The 21,907-nt window shown below is 64.3% G+C and carries 2 protein-coding genes (1 of these 2 cut by a window edge); both read right to left on the bottom strand.

The window, feature by feature from the left end:
• Positions 1 to 9,497, bottom strand: the 5' portion of a protein-coding gene (locus PMI24_RS18010; RefSeq protein WP_007956356.1) for a non-ribosomal peptide synthase/polyketide synthase. 4,051 nt of this gene lie to the left of the window's left edge; the window shows 9,497 of its 13,548 coding nt (coding positions 1-9,497); it begins with the start codon at positions 9,495 to 9,497; its stop codon lies beyond the left edge, outside the window.
• The gene (locus PMI24_RS18005; protein WP_007956354.1) at positions 9,497 to 21,907 is read right to left on the bottom strand and encodes a non-ribosomal peptide synthetase; all 12,411 of its coding nucleotides are present in this window, start codon (positions 21,905 to 21,907) and stop codon (positions 9,497 to 9,499) included. Before PMI24_RS18005 ends, PMI24_RS18010 begins: the two co-directional genes overlap by 1 nt.

Genomic DNA, 21,907 nt, shown 5'->3' with positions numbered 1-21,907 from the left:
AGCAGCGCCACCAACAGTTGATCGGAACGCTGCATGGCCACGCCGACCCGCACTTCCGGGCCGACTCCGCAGTCGATCAAACGGTGAGCCAGGCGATTGGCCCGGGTGTCGATGTCGGCATAAGTGAACGACTGATGACCGAAGGTCACGGCCCGCGCGTCCGGCTGGGCAGCCACCTGACGCTCGATGGCCTGGTGGATGCACAGCGCCTCGAGGGGGTTGGCCTCGACCGGATTCCAGTCATGCACGATCCGTTGCTCGTCCGCCGCTTCCAGCAGGTTCCATTCGCCCAGGCAGCCTTCGGCGCTGAGGTCGAGGCGCGTCAGCAGCTGTTGCAGCTGCGCGGCCAGTTTGACCACGGTCTCGGCAGCAAAGCTTGTGCGCTGATAGCTGAAATGCACGGTCAGTTGCTGGTCGAGGTTGACCATCAACGTCAGCGGATAGTTGGTCTGCTCGTAGCGGTCGACCTCGCCGAAGCGCAGGTCATCCGATGCGGCCTGCTGCAAGGCTTCGGCAATCGGGTAGTTCTCGAACACCAGAATGTTGTCGAACAACGCCTCCCCGCTCTGCCCGGCCCAGCGCTGAATGTCGAACAGCGGCGTGTGTTCCTGCTCGCGCAGCAACAGATTCTGCGCCTGCACCTGTTGCAGCCATTGCGACAATGGCTGTTCGGCACGGGGGCTGGCGATGATCGGCAAGGTGTTGATGAACAGGCCGATCTGACCTTCGACGCCGCTCAACTGCGCCGGACGACCCGACACCGTGGCGCCGAACGCGACCGTGTCCTGCCCGGTGTAGCGCTGCAACAGCAACAGCCACGCTGCCTGCACCAGTGTGTTGACCGTGACCTTTTGCACGCGGGCAAAACGGTTGAGTTCAGCGGTCGCGCGACTGTCGAGCGTGAGCAGGTGCTCGCCCTGACCTGCCACCGAGCTGTCCGCGCTGTGCGGCACCGCATCGGCCAGATAGGTCGGCATGTCGAAGTCAGCCAACTGGCCCTTCCAGAATTGCTCCGTGACCTGCGCATCCTGCTGCGCCAGCCACTGGATGTAATCGCGATAGCGCCCGGCACCGCTCACCGGCGCCTGGCCGTGGTAGCGCTGCAGGACTTCGCCGAGCAACTGCGAGTTGCTCCAGCCGTCCATCAGAATGTGGTGCGAGGTGTAAATCAGATGGAAGCGCTCGGCTGCCACCCGCACCACCACCAACCGCAGCAACGGCGCCGCGTGCAGGTCAAAACCTTGCTGACGCTGCGCACGTTCCAGCTCGCTCAGGGCCTGTTCCAGGTCACTGCGCTCACGCCAGTCGAGCACGCTGAACGGCACCTGCAACCCCTTGTGCACCACTTGCAGCGCATGGGGCAGATCACCTTCCCAGACGAAACCGCTGCGCAGCACGTCATGGCTGTCCATCGCCGCTTGCCAGGCCTCGCGGAAACGCTCGACCTGCAAACCGTCCACGGCCACGCACATCTGGTTGATGTAATCGCCCGACTGCTGCGCGTAGAGGGTGTGGAACAACATGCCCTGCTGCATCGGCGACAGTGGATAAATGTCTTCGACCAGACGCGGCGCAGTCGGCAAACCGTCGAGCTGCGCCTGAGTCAGACCCGCCAGCGGGAAGTCCGACGGGGTCAGGCCTTCCACGCCCGGGGTCAGGCAGTGGCCAATCAGCGCGGCGAGTTCATCGGCGTAGTCGCGGGCCAGCGCTTCAATGGTGGCGCTGTCGAAGCGTTCTTCGCTGAACGTCCAGCCGACGCTCAACTCACCGCCATACACCTGACCGTTGAGGGTCAGCCAGTTGCCCAGCGGCGCATCCGGGCTTTGTTCCAGGCCGGCATTGTCCGGGGCCGGCGCGAACAGTGCGCCGTCATCGGCTTCGAAACTGCCGTCGAACTGACCGAGGTAGTTGAAGGTGATGCGCGGGGTCGGCAACGCCTGCAAGCTGCTTTGCGCGTCGGCATCACCGAGGTGACGCAGCGCGCCGAAACCGATGCCCTTGTTCGGGATCGAGCGCAGCTGTTCCTTGATCCGCTTGATCGAGTCGCCCGCGCCTTCGGCCGGGGTCAGACGCACCGGGAACAGGCTGGTGAACCAGCCCACGGTACGGGTCAGGTCGACGCCATCGAACAGCTCTTCGCGACCATGACCTTCCAGTTGAATCAGGGTCGACGACTGCCCGCTCCAGCGCCCGATCACTCGGGCCAGCGCGGTCAGCAGCAAATCGTTGACCTGGGTGCGATAGGCCGCCGGGGCTTCTTGCAGCAGTTGCCGGGTCAGCTCCGCGCTGAGGCGAGTCTGCACGGTTTGCGCCAGACGATTCTGCTGGCCGGCGTCGAGACGCTTGCACGGCAGATCGGTGCTGACGTCGCTCAGGCAGGCCTGCCAGTACGCCAGTTCTTCCTGCAACGCCGGGCTGTTGGCGTAGCGCTGCAAGTGTTCGCTCCAGTCCTTGAAGGCACTGGTCTTGGCCGGCAGACTCAGGGCCTGACCGCTGGTGGCTTGCTGATACGCGGTTTGCAGGTCTTCCAGCAGAATCCGCCACGAAACGCCGTCCACCGCCAGGTGATGGATCACCAGCAGCAGACGTTGACTGCCGTCGGCCAGATTCGCCAGCACCGCCCGCAGTAGCGGGCCGTTTTGCAGGTCGAGGCTGCGCTGGGCGCGGTTGCCCAAGGCTTCAAGATCCGCGATGTCGGCAATATCTTCCTGCCAGAGCAGGTCTTGCGGCAACGCGTCGACCGACAGGTGTTGGGCCTGCCAGACGCTGCCCTGCTGACTGAAGCTCAAGCGCAAGGCATCGTGATGAATGACCAGTGCACGCAACGCTTGCTCGACCCTTTCGGCCGCCAGCGGCTGACGCGGTTTGAGCAGCACCGACTGGTTCCAGTGGTGACGCTCGGGAATTTCGTCCTCGAAGAACTGCTGCTGGATCGGCAACAGCAACGCCGGGCCGGTGACCGGTTGCTGATCGATGGTCGACTCGCTGTCACCGAGCTGCGCGACCAGTGCCAGACGCTGCACGGTCTGGTGCTGGAACAGGTCTTTGGGGTTCAGACGGATGCCGGCCTGACGGGCGCGGCTGACCACTTGAATCGAGATGATCGAATCGCCGCCCAGCTCGAAGAAGTTGTCGTTCAGACCGACCTGCGGCAGTTTCAGCACGTCCTGCCAGATCTCGGCCAGGCGCTGTTCCAGTTCGCTTTGCGGTGCCTGATACGCCTGCTGCGCCTGACTCGCATCCGGCGACGGCAAGGCACTGCGGTTGAGTTTGCCGTTGGCGGTCAGCGGCAATTGTTCGAGCAGCAGCAAGTGCGCCGGGATCATGTGATCCGGCAGGTTTTCCTTGAGCGCGGCCCGCACGCTGTCACGCCATTGGCCCTGTTCGGCAGTGTCGGCATCGAGCAATGCAGCGTCGCTCGGCACCAGGTACGCCACCAGTTGCTGACCACTGAGGCCCGGCTGCGCCAGCACCACGGCCTGACGCACGGCAGTTTGTTCGAGCAGCTGCGCTTCGATCTCGCCGAGTTCGATGCGGAAGCCGCGAATCTTCACCTGATGGTCGATCCGGCCGATGTATTCGATCACGCCGTCGGCGCGATAGCGCGCCAGGTCACCGGTGCGGTACAGACGCCCGCCATCGGCGGCAAACGGATCGGGAATGAAGCGCAGCGTGGTCAAGTCCGGACGGTTCAGATAACCCCGGGCCAGACCGGCACGACCGACGTACAGCTCGCCGATACAACCCTTGGCCACCGGATTCAGGTTGCCGTCGAGCAAGTACCAGGACAAGTCCGGAATCGGCTCGCCGATCGGGCTGCTGGCGTCGCGTTGCAGATCGGCCAGTGAGATCGGCCGGTAGGTCACGTGGACCGTGGTTTCGGTGATGCCGTACATGTTGATCAGTTGCGGGGCCTGATCGCCGAAGCGCTCGAACCATGGGCGCAGGCTCTTGACCTCCAGCGCCTCGCCGCCGAACACCACGTAACGCAGGGCCGGTTGCGCCGCCGCGTGTTCCGGGGCGCACGCCACTTGCATCAGTTGCTTGAACGCCGACGGCGTCTGGTTGAGGACGGTGATCCCTTCACGGCACAGCAGGCCGTAGAAATCTTCCGGCGACCGGCTGGTCTCGTACGGCACGACCACCAGTTTGCCGCCGTACAGCAGCGCTCCGAAGATCTCCCAGACCGAGAAGTCGAACGCGTAGGAATGGAACAGGCTCCAGACATCCTGCGGGCCGAAATCGAACCAGGCATCGGTGGCCTTGAACAGGCGCAGCACGTTGTGATGGGCGAGCAAGGTGCCTTTTGGCTGGCCGGTTGAACCGGAGGTGTAAATCACGTAAGCCAGGTTGTCCGGGCTCATGCACACCTGCGGGTTGGCGTCGCTGTAACCTTCGAGGCCGTCGCGCTCCTGATCGAGCATCACGCTGCGCACCGAATCCGGCACCGGCAGACGGCCGAGCAGATGACTCTGGGTCAGCAGCAGGCCGATACCGCTGTCGCCGATCATGTAGGCCAGACGATCTTCCGGATACGTCGGGTCGAGCGGCACATAGGCGCCGCCGGCCTTGAGAATCGCCAGCAGGCCGACGAGCATTTCCAGGCTGCGCTCCACCGCCAGACCGACACGTACGTCCGGCCCGACACCGCTGGCAATCAGCTTGTGGGCCAACTGGTTGGCGCGGCTGTTGAGCTCAAAGTAGCTCAGGCTCTGTTCGCCGTAGGTCACAGCCACCGCGTGCGGCGCACGCGCAGCCTGCGCTTCGATCAATTGATGCAGGCACGCCTCGCTCGGGAAATCGGCCACGGCCGGGTTCCATTGCAACAGCGTGGCCTGACGCTCGGCCGCCTCATGCAGCGGCAGCTCGGCGATGCGCTGGGCGCAATCGGCGACGATGCCGTGCAGCAGATTCGTCCAGTGTTGCGCCAGACGTTCCATGGTCGCCGCGTCGAACAGGTCGGTGGCGTAAGTCAGTTCGGCCCAGACGTTGTCCGCCGATTCGAAAGTGTCGAGGGTCAGATCGAACTGCGCGGTGTGCGAGACCCAGCTCAGGCCTTCGATCTCGATCTTCGACAGACGCGTCGCGCCTTCGGCCTGACGAGCCTGGCTCTGGTGATTGTGCAGCACCTGGAACAGCGGACTGTGGCTCAGGCTGCGTTCCGGTTGCAGCGCATCGACCAGTTGCTCGAATGGCAGGTCTTGATGGGCCTGAGCACCGAGCACGGTGTTTTTCACTTGCTGCAACAGGCTGCGGAACGTCTGCTGGCTGTCGAACTCGGCCTTCAGCACTTGAGTGTTGACGAAGAAGCCGATCAGGCCTTCGGTCTCGACCCGGTTACGGTTGGCCACCGGCACGCCGACGCGAATGTCGGCCTGACCGCTGTAGCGATGCAGCAGGGTCTGGAACGACGCCAGCAGCAGCGCGAACAGAGTGACGTTTTCTCGTTGTGCGACCTGCTTGAGGCCGGCGGCCAGTTCGGCGCTCAGCGGGATGTCCTGACGCGCGCCCCGGTAGCTTTGCTCCGGTGGACGCGGACGGTCAGTCGGCAGTTCCAGCAACGGCTGATCGCCATCGCCCAGTTGCGCGGTCCAGTAGCTCAGTTGGCGCTCGCGTTCACCGGCGTCCATCCACTGGCGCTGCCACACGGCGTAGTCGGCGTACTGCACCGGCAATGCCGGCAACGGCGCGGTCTTGCCTTCGCTGTGCGCGGCATACAACGCCACCAGCTCGTTGACCATGATGCCCATCGACCAGCCATCGGAGACGATGTGGTGCAAGGTGATGATCAGTGCGTGGTCATCGGCGGCCAGACGCAGCAGCTTGACCCGCAGCAGCGGGCCTTTCTGCAAGTCGAACAGGTGCAGGGTTTCGGCAGCGACCAGGGCTTGCAGCGCGGAATCGTCCAGCTCTCGGTCGATGGTTTCGACGGCGATGTCCAGCGATGCCTGAGCCTGGATCACTTGCAGGGTCTGGCCCTGCTCCTCGACAAAGCAGGTGCGCAGGGATTCGTGGCGGGCGATCAGCGCATCAAAGCTGCGCTGCAGCGCCGGCAGGTCCAGTTCACCGCGCAGGCGCAGTGCGGCCGGCACGTGGTAAGCGGTGCTGGTCGGCTCCAGTTGCCAGAGGAACCACTGACGTTCCTGAGCGTAAGACAGCGTCAGCGGTTGCAGACGCGGCAACGCAACAATCGGCGGCTCTTGATGTGCCTGCTCGACGCCGAGGGCGGCGACGAAATCCACCAGCGTGCTATGTTCGAACAGGGTGCGCAGCGGCACTTGCACGTTGAGCGCCTGACGCACTCGCGAGACGACCTGGGTCACCAGCAGCGAATGGCCGCCGAGTTCGAAGAAGTTGTCGCCCAGCCCCACTTGCTCCAGTTTCAGTACCGTTTGCCAGATTTCGGCGACGGTGTGCTGGGTGGCGGTCTGCGGCGCAATGTAAGTTGATTGCAACTGGCTGGCGTCGGGCGCCGGCAAGGCCTTGCGGTCGACTTTGCCGTTGGGGGTCAGCGGCAGTTGTGCGAGGAACAGCAAGTGCGCCGGCACCATGTATTCCGGCAGCTCAGCCTTGAGGCTGGCCTTCAGTGCAGCGCGCAACGCGGTTTCGCCATCGGCATCCAGCACTTCACCGGACGCTGGCACCACGTAGCCCACCAGTTGCGGGCCGGTCGGGCCGTCCTGAGCGACGACCACGGTTTCGCGCACGCTGTCGAGCGCCAGCAGGCGCGCCTCGATTTCGCCCAGCTCGATACGGAAACCACGGATTTTCACCTGATGGTCGATCCGCCCGATGTACTCGATCACGCCTTCAGCGCGGTAACGGGTCAGGTCGCCGGTGCGATACAGACGCTCGCCGGTGGTCGAGAACGGATCCGGCACAAAGCGTTCGGCGGTCAGCGCAGGACGCTGGAAGTAACCCCGCGCCAGGCCACCGCCACCGATCAGCAGCTCGCCCGGCGCGCCGAGCGGATTGAGCTCCAGATCGCTGCCGAGGATGTACAGCGCCGTGTTATCGATCGGTTTGCCGAGGAATGGACGGCTGTTGTCCACGCTCAGCGGATGCAGCGCCGACCAGATCGTGGTTTCGGTCGGGCCGTAAAGGTTCCAGACTTTCGGCGAGCGCGCCAGCATGCGTTGCGCCAGTTCCTGAGGCAGCGCTTCACCGCCACACAGGAAGGTGCGGCCGTCGAGAATCGCGGCGTGTTCGTTGTCCAGCAGCATGCGCCAGGTCGAAGGTGTGGCTTGCAGCATGGTCACGCCGTGGCGGTCGATCAGTTCGAGCACCGCTTGCGGGTCCTGATGCACGTCCTTGCCGGTCAACACCACAGCGGCGCCGGCCAGCAACGGGCCGTAGATTTCCAGGCCGAAAATATCGAACGAGAAGGTGGTCAGCGACAGCATGCGATCCGCCGCAGCGATGCCCGGTTGCTCGACCATGCTCGCGACGAAGTTGCTCAGGGCTGCGTGACGGACCATCACGCCTTTAGGCTTGCCGGTCGAGCCGGAGGTGTAAATCGTGTAGGCCAGATGCTCGCCGTTCACGGCCACGTCAGGCGCGGTGGTCGGGTATGCCGCGAGCCAGTCCTGCGGTTGATCCAGCAACACCGTGGCAAGGCTGGCCGGGATCGGCAGCAGCGTCTGCAAGTGCGACTGGGTCAGCAGCAATTCAATGCCGCTGTCCTCGATCATGTAGGCCAGACGATCTTCCGGATACGCCGGGTCCAGCGGCACATAAGCGCCGCCGGCCTTGAGGATCGCCAGCAGGCCGACGATCATTTCGACGCTGCGCTCGACCGCGATGCCGACCAGTCGATCCGGGCCGACGCCCAGTTCGATCAGCTTGTGCGCGAGCTGGTTGGCGCGGGCGTTCAACTCGCCGTAAGTCAACACGTCCTCGCCGATGATCAGCGCGGTGGCGTCAGGCGTTTTCCCGGCTTGCAGGGCGATGCGTTGCTGCACGCACGGCGCCGGCGCGGCGTGATCGACCACGCGCTTCCAGTCCTGCAACAACACTTGATGTTCGGTGGTTTCCAGCAGCGGTAGTTCGCCGACACGCTGGCTCGGCGCGGCAACGATGCCGTGCAGCAGGTTCAGCCAGTGGCGTGCCAGACGCTCGATGGTTTCGGGCTTGAACAGGTCGGTGGCGTAAGTCAGTTCCGCCGCCACGCCTTCGCTGGATTCGTAGGTGCCGAGGGTCAGGTCGAACTGCGCAGTGCGGCCTTCCCAGACGATGTCCTCGACGCTCAGTTGCGGCAGTTGCACCTGGCTCTGACGCTGGGTCTGGTCGTTGACCGCCTGGTGGTTGTACATCACCTGGAACACCGGGCTGTGGCTCAGGCTGCGTTCCGGTTGCAGGGCTTCGATCAGTTGCTCGAACGGCAGATCCTGATGGGCCTGGGCGGCCATCGCCGATTGCTTGACCTGGGCCAGCAATTGATTGAACGGCAGTTGCCCGTGGACGTCCGCGCTCAGCACCTGGGTGTTGACGAAGAAGCCGATCAGGCCTTCGGTTTCCACCCGGTTACGGTTGGCGGTCGGCACACCGACGCGGATCTGTGACTGGCCGCTGTAGCGGTGCAGCAAAGCCTGGAACGATGCCAGCAGCACCATGAACAGGCTCGCGCCCTCGCGCTGGGCCAGTTGCTTGAGGGCATCGCCCAGTGCGGTCGGCAGGTTCAGATCGAGGCGCGCGCCACGGAAGCTTTGCACCGCCGGGCGCGGATGATCGATCGGCAACTCCAGCACCGGCTGTTCGCCGCCGAGGGTGTCGATCCAGTACTTCAGCTGCCGCTCACGCTCGCCGGCCTCCAGCCAGTGGCGCTGCCAGATCGCGTAGTCGGCGTATTGCACGTCCAGCGGCGGCAGGCTCAGGGACTGACCGCTGGTGTCGGCGGCGTAATGCTTGATCAGCTCGCCGACCAGCACTTGCATCGACCAGCCATCGGAGATGATGTGGTGCTGGATCAGCGCCAGCACGTGGTCGTCTTCGCCGACCTTGAGCAACGACACCCGCAGCAACGGGCCCTGTTGCAGATTGAACGGACGCGCGGTTTCCTGTTCGACGAAAGCCTTGATCGCAGCGTCGGCGTCCAGACCGGACGCCAGCGTCTCGACCGTGATGCTCAACGGCATCTGCGCGTGAACCTTCTGGCAGAAGGTTTCACCCTGCTCGACGAACGTGGTGCGCAGGCTTTCGTGGCGGGCGACCACGGCGTTGAAACTGCGCTCCAGCGCCGCGACATCCAGCCGGCCCTTCAACCGCAGGGCGCTGGGAATGTGGTACGCGGTGCTGTGCGGGTCCATCTGCCACAGGAACAACTGGCGTTCCTGGGCGTAGGACAGCGGGATCGCCTCGAAGCTTGAGCGAGTTTCCGGAATCGGCAGGTTGGCCGGCGAGACGCCCTCTTCGAGCATCTTTTCCAGGTAGAGCTTACGTTTGTCCAGCGGCAGAGTGATAAAGCGCTTGGCAATCCTCAAAGCAACACTCGTGTCCATCAGAACTCCTCCATATCGTCAAGCAGGGCTTCCAGCTTGTTCAGTTTCTGTTCGTTGATTGCCCCGCCTCCTGTATGGAGGTGAGCGACAAAGTCGCTCAGGACGGGGTGCTGGAATAGCAGTTGCGGCGTCAGCGTCAGGCCCAGTTCCAGGGCGATGCGCGACACGACATTGACCGCCAGCAGCGAGTGCCCGCCGAGTTCGAAGAAGTGATCGTTCAGACCGATGCGTTCCACGGTGAGCACTTGCTGCCAGATTGCCGCGACCTGTTGCTCGAGCTCCGATTGCGGCGCGACATACGCGGCCTGCATCTGGCTGGCATCCACCGCCGGCAGCGCCTTGCGGTCGAGCTTGCCGTTGGGGGTCAGGGGCAACTGCTCAAGGAACAGCAGGTGCGCGGGAATCATGTAGTCAGGTAACGAAGACTTGAGGCCAGTCTTTAGTCCGTCGCGCAGTTGGCGCTGCGCTTCACCGTCGTACACGTCCAGTTGTGGAGCGACCACGTAGGCCACCAGTTGCGCGCCGCCCTCGGCCTCGACAGCCAGCACGGCCGCCTCGCTGATGCCCGGTTGCGCCAGCAGTCGCGCTTCGATTTCGCCGAGTTCGATACGGAAACCACGGATTTTCACCTGATGGTCGATCCGGCCCATGTACTCCAACTCGCCGTCCTCGCGCTGACGAATCAAGTCGCCGGTGCGGTAGAGACGCTCGCCGTTGCGGGCGAACGGATTGGGCACGAACTTCTCGGCGGTCATCGCCGCTTTGCCCAGGTAACCGCGAGTGACACCGGCACCGGACAGGTACAACTCGGCCGACACGCCGTGCGGCACCGCTTGCAGATCGGCATCGAGCAAGTGACTGCCGGAGTGATCCAGCGCCCGACCAATACGCGCCTGACCACCGGCGGTGCGGCGGGTCCAGGTCGAGTAAGTGGTGTCTTCCGACGGGCCGTACAGGTCGTAGACATGCTCGACCGTCGACTGCTGATAAAGCGCGTCCACCAGCCCTTGCTTGAGCGGCTCGCCCGCCAGGTTGATGATCCGCACACCCGGCGGAATCTGCCCGGCGCGCTGCAACGCGTTGATCGCCGACGGCACGGTGTTGATCAGGCGCACCTGATCGCGGGCCGGTAGTTGCGGCAGTTCCAGCGCGTTGCGGGCGATGATCAGCGAACCGCCGTTGGCCAGGGTCACAAACAGCTCCCACACCGACAGGTCGAAGCACACCGAGGTCGAGGCCAGCACGCCTTGAATGTCTTCGCGGCGGTAGACCTTCGCCGACCAGTCGATCAACGCCATGACGTTGCGATGGGCAATCGCCACGCCTTTCGGCTTGCCGGTGGAACCGGAGGTGTAGATCACGTAGGCGAGGTTGTCCGGGGTCACGGCGGTTTGCGGTGCCTGAGCCGAATAGGCATCCAGCACGATCTGATCCAGCAACAACACTTGCGTGTCGGACGGCACGGTCAGTGTTGCCGCCAGTTCTTGCTCAGTCAGCAGCACTCGTGCGCGGCTGTCTTCGAGCATGTAGGCCAAGCGGTCGGCCGGGTAATCCGGGTCCAGCGGCACGTAGGCGCCGCCAGCCTTGAGCACCGCCAGCAGTGCAATCAGCAACTGCTCGGAACGCGGCAACGCCACGCCCACCCGCACTTCCGGGCCCACGCCGAGTTCGATCAGTTTGTGCGCCAGAGGGTTGGCCCGGGCGTCCAGTTCGGCGTAGGTCAGTTGCGTGTCGGCGAAGGTCACGGCCAGTGCATCCGGGGTCGCGGCGACCTGACGGGCGATGCGCTGGTGGATGCACAATTCGGTGACGAAATCGGTGGCAACCGGCGCCGTTTCGATCAGACGCAATTGGCTGAGCGAACGCTCGCCCGCCTCGGTCATCTGCTCAAGCAAACGCTGCAAATGCGCGCCGAGTTGCGCCACGCAGACGTCGGCAAAACGGTCGTGCTGGTAGCTGAAGTGCACCGACAGTTCGGCGCCCAGATGCACCAGCAGGGTCAACGGATAGTTGGTCTGCTCGTGGTTCTCCACCGGACCGAATCGCAAGCCCTGCGGCGCGCCTTGCTCCAATGCCTCGGCAATCGGGTAGTTCTCGAACACCATCAGGCTGTCGAACAGCGCGTCACCGCCCTGCCCGGCCCAGCGCTGGATCTGCGCCAGCGGCGTGTGCTCGAACTCGCGCAGCGCCAGGTTCTGCGCCTGCACGCCTTGCAGCCAGCTGGCCAGGCTCTGCTGCGCTTGTGGCGCGGCGATCACCGGCAAGGTGTTGATGAACAGACCGACCTGCTGCTCGGCCCCCGGCAGATCCGCCGGACGCCCGGCGACGGTGGCGCCGAACGCCACGCAATCCTTGCCGGTGTAGCGCTGCAACAGCAGCAGCCAGGCGGCTTGCACCAACGTGTTGACGGTGACTTTCGAGGCCCGGGCAAACTCGCCCAGACGCTGAGTCAGACCGGCATCGAGCACCTGGAAATGATCGCCATAACCGACGCTCGGCAGACCGGCATTCGGCCGCGCAATGGCATCGGCCAGACGCGTCGGCTCTTGCAGATTGCCCAGTGCTGCCAGCCAGTAGGCTTCAGCGGTCGCGGCGTCCTGACGCTGCAGCCAGGCGATGTAATCGCGGTAACGCCCGGTCGGACGCGGCACCGCTTCGCCGCTGTAATGCTGCAACACTTCGCCGAGCAACTGCGCGCTGCTCCAGCCATCCATCAGGATGTGATGGTTGGTGTAGATCAGGTGATGACGGTTTTCAGCGATGCGTACCAGCACCAGCCGCAGCAACGGTGCGCGGGTCAGATCTAGGCCTTGGGCACGTTCTTCATCGGCAAGTTTTTTCAGCGCGGCATCGAGGTCGGGCTGGCCGTTCCAGTCGAGTACGCGGAACGGCACGTCGAGCTGACGCTGCACCACTTGCACCGGCTGCTCCAGATCGCCCTGCCAGACGAAACCGGTACGCAGGATGTCATGGGCATCCACCACCGCTTGCCACGCGGCGCGGAAACGCTGCGGGTCGACGCCATCGACGTCCAGACGCATCTGGTTGATGTAGTCGCCGTTGCCGTGTTCGAGCAAGGTGTGGAACAGCATGCCCTGCTGCATCGGCGACAGCGGGTAGATGTCGTCGATGGTCTGCGGCTGTGGTGCCAGCACGTCGAGTTGGGCCTGGGTCAGGGTCGCCAGCGGGAAGTCCGACGGGGTCACGCCACGGTTGGCGCTGTCGCAGCAATGGGCGATCAGCGCGGTCAGCTCTTGCAGGTAATCGTCAGCCAGACGCTGGATGGTCGCCGGTTCGAACATCTCGCGGCTGAAGGTCCAGCTCAGGTCCAGCTCGCCGTTGAACACCTTGCCATCGAGGGCCAGCGGGCTGCCCAGCGGGCCTTGCATATTCACTTCTTCGCCGCCGGATTCGCTGGTCGGCACGAACAGCGCTTCATCGCCGGCATCGAAACTGCCGTCGAACTGGCCCAGATAGTTGAAGGTCAGGCGCGGCGTCGGCAGCGCTTGCAGGGTGGCCCGGGCGTGGTCGTCACCCAGGTGCGCCAGCGCACCAAAACCGATGCCTTTGTTCGGGATCGCCCGCAGCTGTTCCTTGATCTGTTTCAGCGAGGCGCCGAGGTCAGCGGTCGGGGTCAGTTTTGCCGGGAACAGGCTGGTGAACCAGCCCACGGTGCGGGTCAGGTCGACGTGGTCGAACAGGTCTTCACGACCGTGCCCTTCCAGTTGCACCAGCACATTGTCGTCACCGGTCCAGCGCACCATCACCCGCGCCAGGGCGGTCAACAGCAAATCGTTGACCTGGGTGCGATAGGCCGCCGGGGCCTCTTGCAGCAATTGGCGGGTCAGGGTCTTGTCCAGCGGCGTGCGAATCGCCAGCGCCTGGCAATGTTGCTGGCCGCCCTGCGGGTTGTCGCACGGCAATGCGTTCGACGCGCCTTGCAGTTGTTGCTGCCAGAAGCTCAGTTCGGCTTGCAGCGGCGCACTGCCGGCGTAGTCCTGCAACGCTTCGGTCCAGGCTTTCACGGCGCTGGTCTTGGCCGGCAGCTGCACGGCCGCCCCCGACTGGATCTGTCGGTAAGCGCTTTGAAGGTCTTCGAACAGAATCCGCCACGACACGCCATCCACCACCAGGTGATGAACCGCCAGCAACAGGCGCTGGCTGCCATCGGCCAGGTTCGCCAGCACCGCACGGATCAGCGAACCGCCGCTCAGTTGCAGGCTGCGCTGAGCCTGATTACCCACCACCTCAAGCGCCGCCAGATCGGCGACCTCGACTTGCCACAGCACGGTTTCACCGGCCTGGGTTTCAACGTCACGGTACTGCGCCGTCCAGCCCTGCGTTTGCTCGGCGAAGTCCAGGCGCAGGCTGTCGTGATGCACGACCAGCGCATCCAGTGCCTGCTCAAGCACAACCGCGTCCAACGGCTGCGCCGTTTTGAGCATTACCGACTGGTTCCAGTGATGACGATCGGGAATCGGCTGGGCGAAGAACCACTGATGAATCGGCAGCAACGCGGTTTCACCGGTCACCGGGCGCTGATCGATCTGCTGCACCGGCTCGCCGGTCTGCACCACATTGGCCAGTGCCTGAATGGTCTGGTGCTGGAACAGGTCTTTCGGCGTGAAGCGCAACCCGGCCTGACGGGCGCGGCTGACCACCTGGATCGAGATGATCGAATCGCCACCCAGCTCGAAGAAGTTGTCGGTCAGGCCGACGCGTTCCAGCTTCAGCACGTCCTGCCAGATGGTTGCCAGTTGCTGCTCAAGCGCGCTTTGCGGCGCCACATAAGATTGCTGCAATTGGCTGACATCAGGCTTGGGCAGGTTCTTGCGATCGAGTTTGCCGTTCGGCGTCAGCGGCATGCGCTCAAGGGTCAGCACGTAGGCCGGGACCATGTGCGCCGGCAGGCTGGCCTTGAGTTGCGCCCGCAGTTGCTCGGCGAAATCCGCCTGTTGCGAGTCGCCGACCACGTACGCCACCAGCCGTTTGCTGCCGGCGCTTTCCTGGGCCACGACCACCGCTTCGCGCACGCCGTCGAGCGCTTGCAGGCTGGCTTCGATCTCGCCCAGTTCGATACGGAAACCACGGATCTTCACCTGGTTGTCGATGCGTTCCAAATAATCGAAGGTGCCGTCGGCACGCTGGCGCACCAGGTCGCCGGTGCGGTACAGCACGCCACCGGTTGCGCTGAACGGGTCCGCGACAAAGCGCTCGGCGGTCATCGCCGGACGATTCAGGTAACCACGGGCCACGCCGCTGCCACCCAGATACAGCTCGCCGGCCATGCCTTGCGGCAACAGGTTCAGATCGGCGTCGAGCACGTAGGCGCTGCGGTCGCCGATGCGGCTGCCGATCGGTGCATACGCGGCGCCGCACGGCACATCGCGACCGGCCTTCCAGATCAGCGGCGTGACCACGGTTTCGGTCGGGCCGTAGCCGTTGATGATGTATTCCGGGTTCAGCGCACGTTTGACTCGCTCGAAACTCGCGTTCGGCACCGCATCGCCGCCGAAGCAGTAGATGCGCACCTTCGGCGGATTGCCCACGCGTTCGGCGTGCTCGGCCAGTTGTTGCAGGTACACCGGCGGGAACGCGACCACGGTCACGCCGTGCTCGATCATCGCGTTGTAGGTTTGCTCCGGCGTCCACAGGCTGTCGTCGCGGATCAGCAGCGAGCCGCCGTGGGTCAGGCTTGTCAGCCAACGCTCATGGGCGCCGTCGAAGGCGAACGACATGAAGTGGAATTCGCAATCGCTGTCGCGCATTTCATAGCGCTCACCGATGGCCAGGCAGTGCATTGCCAGCGGCCCGTGGGTGACGCTGACGCCTTTCGGATTGCCGGTGGAACCGGAGGTGTAGATCACGTAGGCCAGATTGTCCGGATCGATCGTCACCACCGGCGCCTGCGCCGAATGGCGGCTGAGGTCGAGGCGATCCAGTTCCAGCACGCTCATGGCGTCGTCGATCGGCAGTTGTGCCGACACACGGGAATCGGTCAGCAATAACGCCAGACCGGAATCCTGCATCAGGTACGCCAGACGCTCGCGCGGGTAGCTGGTGTCCAGCGGCACATAGGCGCCGCCGGCCTTGAGCACCGCCAGCAAGGCAACGATCAGGCCTTCGCCGCGCGGCATCGCCACGCCGACCCGAACTTCGGCGCGCACGCCACGGGCCACCAGTTCATGGGCCAGACGGTTGGCCCGGGCATCCAGTTCGCCGTAGCTGTAATGCTTGCCATCGAAAATGACCGCGGTGCGATCCGGTTGCTGCGCGGCCAAGCGGGCGTAGCGCTGATGCACGGCAATATCGGTCGGATACGCCTGCGGATGGTTCTGCGCCTGTTGCCGCGCGTGTTCGTCGACCGTGGCCAGGGCGATTTCACCGAGACGACGCTCGGCGGATTCGGCGAACTGTTCCAGCAGATGCAGCAACTGCGCGCTCAAACGCTCGACGGTGGCGACGCTGAAATGCGCCTGGTCGAAGCTCATGTGCAGCGCCAGGGTTTCGCCCAGCGTCACGCCGAGGGTCAGCGGATAGTGGGTCTGATCCTGGTTGGCGACTTCGCCGAACACCACCCCTTGGGCGGTGCCGTGTTGCAGCGCTTCGGAAATCGGGAAGTTCTCGAACACCAGCAGCGTGTCGAACAGCGACTCGCCGCCCTGCCCGGCCCAGCGCTGAATGCTCGCCAGCGGCGTGTGTTCGAACTCGCGCAGCGACAGGTTCTGCGCCTGCACCGCCGCCAGCCACGCGGCCACGGTCTGGTCCGGACGACTGCCGGCGATCACCGGCAAGGTGTTGATGAACAGACCGACCTGCTGCTCGATCCCCACCAGTTCCGCCGGACGCCCGGCCACGGTGGTGCCGAACGCCACGCAGGCGCTGCCGGTGTAGCGCTGCAACAGCAACAGCCACGCGGCTTGCACCAAGGTGTTGACGGTGACTTTCTGCTCACGGGCAAACGCGTTCAAACGACGGGTGCGCGACGCATCGAGGTCGTAATGCTTGAGCAGATGACCGACTTCGCTGCGCACCTCGCCACCGCCGGCAGCGGCTTGCGCCAGCACGGTCGGCTCGTGGAAGTCCGCCAGTTGTTGCAGCCAGAACGCTTCGCTGACCGCCGCGTCCTGACGTTGCAGCCACTGGATGTAATCCGAGTAACGGCTGACCGGACGCGGTGGTTGCTGGCCGGCATAACGTTGCAGGACTTCGCCGAGCATCTGCGCGCTGCTCCAGCCGTCCATCAGGATGTGGTGGTTGGTGAAGATCAGGTGATGACGGTTATCGCTGATGCGGATCAGGGTCACGCGCAGCAGCCCGGCCTGGGTCAGGTCGAACCCTTCGGCAAGATCGGCGGCGGTGAAATCCTTGAGGGCCTGGGCGATGTCGCTGCGCTCGCGCCAGTCGAGCAGCGTGTACGGCAGCGCCAGTTGGCGATGGATGATTTGCAGTTGTTCCTGCAATTCGCCCTGCCAGATAAAGCCGCTGCGCAGGATGTCGTGGGCGTCCATGGTCGCTTGCCACGCCGCGCGGAAACGCTCGGGATCGAGGCCGTCGACATCGACGCACAACTGGTTGATGTAAGTGCCGGTGCCCTGTTCGTACAAGGTGTGGAACAGCATGCCCTGCTGCATCGGCGACAGCGGATAGATGTCTTCGATGCCGGCGGCCGGCACCGGGATCGCGTCCAGTTGCGCCTGATCGATGTGCGCCAGCGGGAAGTCCGACGGCGTCACGCCCATCGAGCTCGCGTCGCAGCAATGGCTGATCAGCGCCTGGAGTTCACGTTCGTAATCTTCGGCCAGACGGGCGATGGTCGCCTCGTTGAACTGCTCGCGGCTGAAGGTCCAGCGCAGGTCGAGTTCGCCGTCGTAGACCTGACCTTCGACGCCCAGCCAGTTGTCCAGCGGCGCGTCGAGGCTTTGCTCGAGCCCGGCGCTTTCACCGGCCGGGCTGAACAGCGCACCGTCTTCGGCATCGAAGCTGCCGTCGAACTGACCGAGGTAGTTGAAGGTGATGCGCGGCATGGCCAGCGCCTTGAGGCTGGCCTGGGTGGATGCGTCGCCGAGATGGCGTAGCACGCCGAAACCGATGCCCTTGTTCGGGATCGCGCGCAGTTGTTCCTTGATCTGCTTGATCGCTGCCGCAACGGAATCCGCCGGGGTCAGGCGCACCGGGAACAGGCTGGTGAACCAGCCGACGGTGCGGGTCAGGTCGACGTCGTCGAACAGGTCTTCGCGGCCGTGGCCTTCCAGCTGGATCAAGGTGTCGGCGTGGCCGGTCCAGCGACTGATGACCCGCGCCAGCGCGGTCAGCAACAGATCGTTGACCTGCGTGCGGTAAGCGGCCGGGGCCTGTTGCAGCAATTGCTGGGTGAAGGTCTTGTCGAGGCGGCTGTGCAGCACCAGTGCGTGACGGCTTTGCAGACTGCCCTGCGGGTTGTCGCACGGCAGATCCAGTGCCGCGCCGTCGAGTTGTTGCTTCCAGAATCCGAGTTCAGCCTGCAACGCATCGGTCGCGGCATAGGCTTGCAGATGCTCGCCCCAGGCCTTGTAGGCACTGGTTTTCGCCGGCAGTTTGATTGCAGTTTTTTGCGCAGCCTGTTGATAAGCCAGTTGCAGGTCTTCCAGCAGAATCCGCCACGAAACACCGTCCACCACGAGGTGATGCACGGCCAGCAGCAGACGCTGACTGCCATCGGCAACGGTCGCCAGCACCGCGCGCAGCAGCGGGCCGTTTTGCAGGTTCAGGCTTTGCTGGGCCTTGGCGTACAGCGCTTGCAGTTCGCTGTCGGCCAGCTTGTCGGCGGTCCACAACAGTTCCGGATCGTGCGCAATTGGCGCGACTTCGGCACGCCAGCCTTCAGTGCTTTCGACGAAGCGCGAACGCAGGCCGTCGTGATGCGCGATCAACGCGTTCAGCGCTTGCAACAGTGCCTCGGCGTTCAGGGTTTGATGGCTGCGCAGCAGCACCGCCTGGTTCCAGTGGTGACGCTGGGGAATCGGGTCTTCGAAGAACACTTGCTGGATCGGCAGCAACGGCAGCTCGCCAGTGACCGGGCCCTGATCGATGCTTACGCCACCGCTGCCCTGCTGCGCCACGCTGGCCAGACCTTGCACGGTCTGGTGCTGGAACAGGTCGCGGGGGCTGAAATGAATGCCGGCCTGACGCGAGCGGCTGACCACCTGAATCGAGATGATCGAGTCGCCGCCCAGCTCGAAGAAGTTATCGGTGAGGCCGACCTGATCGAGCTTGAGCACATCCTGCCAGATGCCGGCGATCTTCTGCTCCAGCTCGCTGCGCGGCGCGACGAACGCCTGCTGCATCTGGCTGGCGTCCGGCGCCGGCAAGGCCTTGCGGTCCAGTTTGCCGTTCGGGCTCAGGGGCAGTTCGGCGAGGAACAACAGCTGCGTCGGCACCATGTAGTCCGGCAGGCTGTCCTTGAGCTGCGCCTTGATCGCTTCACGCGCCGCGCCTTGTTCATCGGCGTTCGCTGCAACCACCGACGCCAGCTTCGGCACCACGTAGGCCACCAGTTGCAGGCTGCTGCCGCCCTGCACCGCCAGCACCACGGCTTCGCTGACGTCGTTCAGTTCCAGCAGGCGCGCTTCGACTTCGCCCAGCTCGATACGGAAACCACGGATCTTCACTTGATGGTCAACGCGGCCGACGTATTCGATCTGGCCGAGGGCGTTGTAACGCGCCAGGTCGCCGGTGCGATACAGACGCGCGCCGCTGCTGGAAAACGGATCGGGAATGAAACGTTCGGCAGTCAGATCGGCCCGCTGGAAGTAACCGCGCGCGAGCAATTCACCACCGATCAGCAGTTCACCGACTACACCGACCGGGGTCGGCTGGCCGTCAGCGTCCAGCAGATAAGTGTGACGGCCCGGCAACGGTTGACCGATTGGCATCGTCAACGGCAACGGCTGGCGACCGAACACGTAGTCGCTGCAATCGAGGGTGGTCGCGGTGACGGTGGCTTCGGTCGGGCCATAGGTGTTGAGCAACTTGACGTGCTCGAGCCCGGCCTGACGCCACGCCTGCACGCCTTCCGGCGGCATCGCTTCACCGCCGCTGTGCACCTGACGCAGCGCCGCGTAATCACGCGGGCCGGCGGCGGCGAATTCCTTGGCGATCATGTTCCAGTAAGCGGTGGTCAGGTCCATGACCGTGATGCCGTGTTCAACAATGTTCCGGTACAGGGTTTCGCTGTCCCACACTTCGTTGCCGCGCAGCACCACCGAGGCGCCGCAGGTCAGCGGGCCAAACAGCTGCTCGCCGAACGCATCGAAGTTGAAGGTCGCGAATTGCAGTGCGCAGTCGGCGGCGCTCAGACCGTAATAATGCTGCGAGGCGAACGCATGCTTGCTCAGGGCACCGTGGCTGATGCCGACGCCTTTCGGGCGACCGGTGGAGCCCGAGGTGAACATCACGTAGGCGAGGTTATCGGCCCACACGGCGCGTTGCAGGTTGCTTTCGTCGGTGTGGGCCCAGACTTCGGCCTGATCCAGGCACAGGCTCTGTACGTTCTGCGGCACCGGCAGACGGTCGAGCAAATGGCTTTGGGTCAGCAGCAAGCGGCTGCCGCTGTCTTCGATCATGCACAGCAGGCGATCACGCGGGTATTGCGGGTCCAGCGGCACATAAGCGCCGCCGGCCTTGAGCACGGCAAGGATGGCGACGATCAGTTCCAGTCCGCGATCCACCGCCACGCCCACCAGCACGTCCGGGCCGACACCTTGCGCCAGCAACGTGCGCGCCAGGCGATTGGCCCGGGCGTTGAGCTGTGCGTAAGTCAGGCGCTGGCCGTCGAAAATCAGCGCGACGGCATCCGGTGTCAGCTCGGCCTGGGCTTCGAACAGCTGATGCACCGGACGCTCGCTCGGCCATTGGGTATCGTGGCGGCCCCACTTCTGAGTCAGTTGTTCCAGCTCGGCCGTTTCCAGCAGCGCGATGTCACCGACACGCTGCTGCGGATCGCTGACGAGGCTGCGCAGCAAGTTCGTCCAGTGGCGCGCCATGCGCTCGATGGTTTCAGGCTCGAACAGATCCGTGGCGTAGGTGAACGCCGCGTGCAGTTGCCCGCCCTTCTCGTAGGTGTCCAGGCTCAGATCGAACTGGGTGCTGCGGCTTTCCCACTCGATGACGCCCAGCTCCAGACCGCTGCCGACCTTGAGCGTGGTGACATCAGCGACTTCCGGCTGGTGGTTGTACATCACCTGGAACAGCGGGTTGTAACTCAGGCTGCGCTCCAGTTTCAGCGCCTCGACCAGACGTTCGAACGGCAAGTCCTGATGGGCCTGCGCGCCGAGGGCGGTTTCCTTGAGATCACGCAGCAGATCGGCGATCGAGGTCTGGCCGTCCAGTTCGACGCGCAGCACTTGGGTGTTGACGAAGAAGCCGATCAGCCCTTCGATTTCCCGGCGGTTGCGATTGGCGATCGGCACGCCGACGCGCAGGTCGGTCTGACCGGTGTAACGGTGCAGCAGAATATTGAAGGTACCGAGCAACAGCATGAACAGCGTCACCCCGTGCTGACGGGCGATGCCGCGCAATTGATCGACCAGTGCGGCGTCCACCACGCTTTCCAGACGCTGGCCCTGATTGCTCGGCAGCATCGGGCGCGGGTGATCCACCGGCAATTCCAGCACCGGGTGTTCGTCGCCCATTTGCGCCAGCCAGTAATCGAGTTGACGCTGCTGTTCGCCGGCCTCCAGCCAGCGGCGCTGCCACAGGGCGTAGTCGCTGTATTGCACCGCCAGCGGCGGCAGTTCGGCAGTGCGGCCCTGATCGTGAGCGTCGTAGAAACGGCAGAATTCGTCGATCAGCACGTTCATCGACCAGCCATCGGAGACGATGTGGTGCAGCGTCAGCAGCAACACATGTTCCTGCTCGGCCAGTTGCAACAGGCGTACCCGCAGCAGCGGGCCGTTGGCCAGGTCGAACGGCAGCAGCGATTGCTCCTGCGCGGCAGCAGCCACACGGGTTTCACGTTCGGCGGCGGGCAAATCGCTGAGGTCGATGCGCTGGATGTCCAGCGGTTGTTGCAGCGGCACTTGCAGCAGGCTGTCGTCGGGCTGCTGCTGGAACACCGTGCGCAGGGTTTCGTGACGTTCGATCAGGCTGGCGAAGGCTTGCTCCAGCGCGGCCTGGTTCAGGCGACCGGTCAGGCGCACCGCCGCCGGCAGGTTGTAGGCGCCGCTTTGCGGGTCCAGATGCCAGAGGAACCACATGCGTTGCTGGGCATAAGACAGCGCCTGCCGATCCTCGGCCTCGACGCCTGCGGGAATCGGGAACCGGGAAAAATCCACCCCTTCTTTCGCCAGGGCAGCCAGGAACATCTGGCGCTTTTCCAGGGGCAACCCGATAAACCGGCGAGCGAGTTTCAAGGAGTCTTCTGCATTCAT

This window comes from Pseudomonas sp. GM25 (assembly GCF_000282255.1).
Lineage (GTDB): Bacteria > Pseudomonadota > Gammaproteobacteria > Pseudomonadales > Pseudomonadaceae > Aquipseudomonas > Aquipseudomonas aphyarum.
This window is presented reverse-complemented; position numbering and strand designations above follow the sequence as displayed.

Coding starts and splice junctions, on each gene's coding strand:
- PMI24_RS18005 (WP_007956354.1), bottom strand. CDS start 21,907: ATGAATGCAGAAGACTCCTTGAAACTCGCTCGCCGGTTTATCGGGTTG.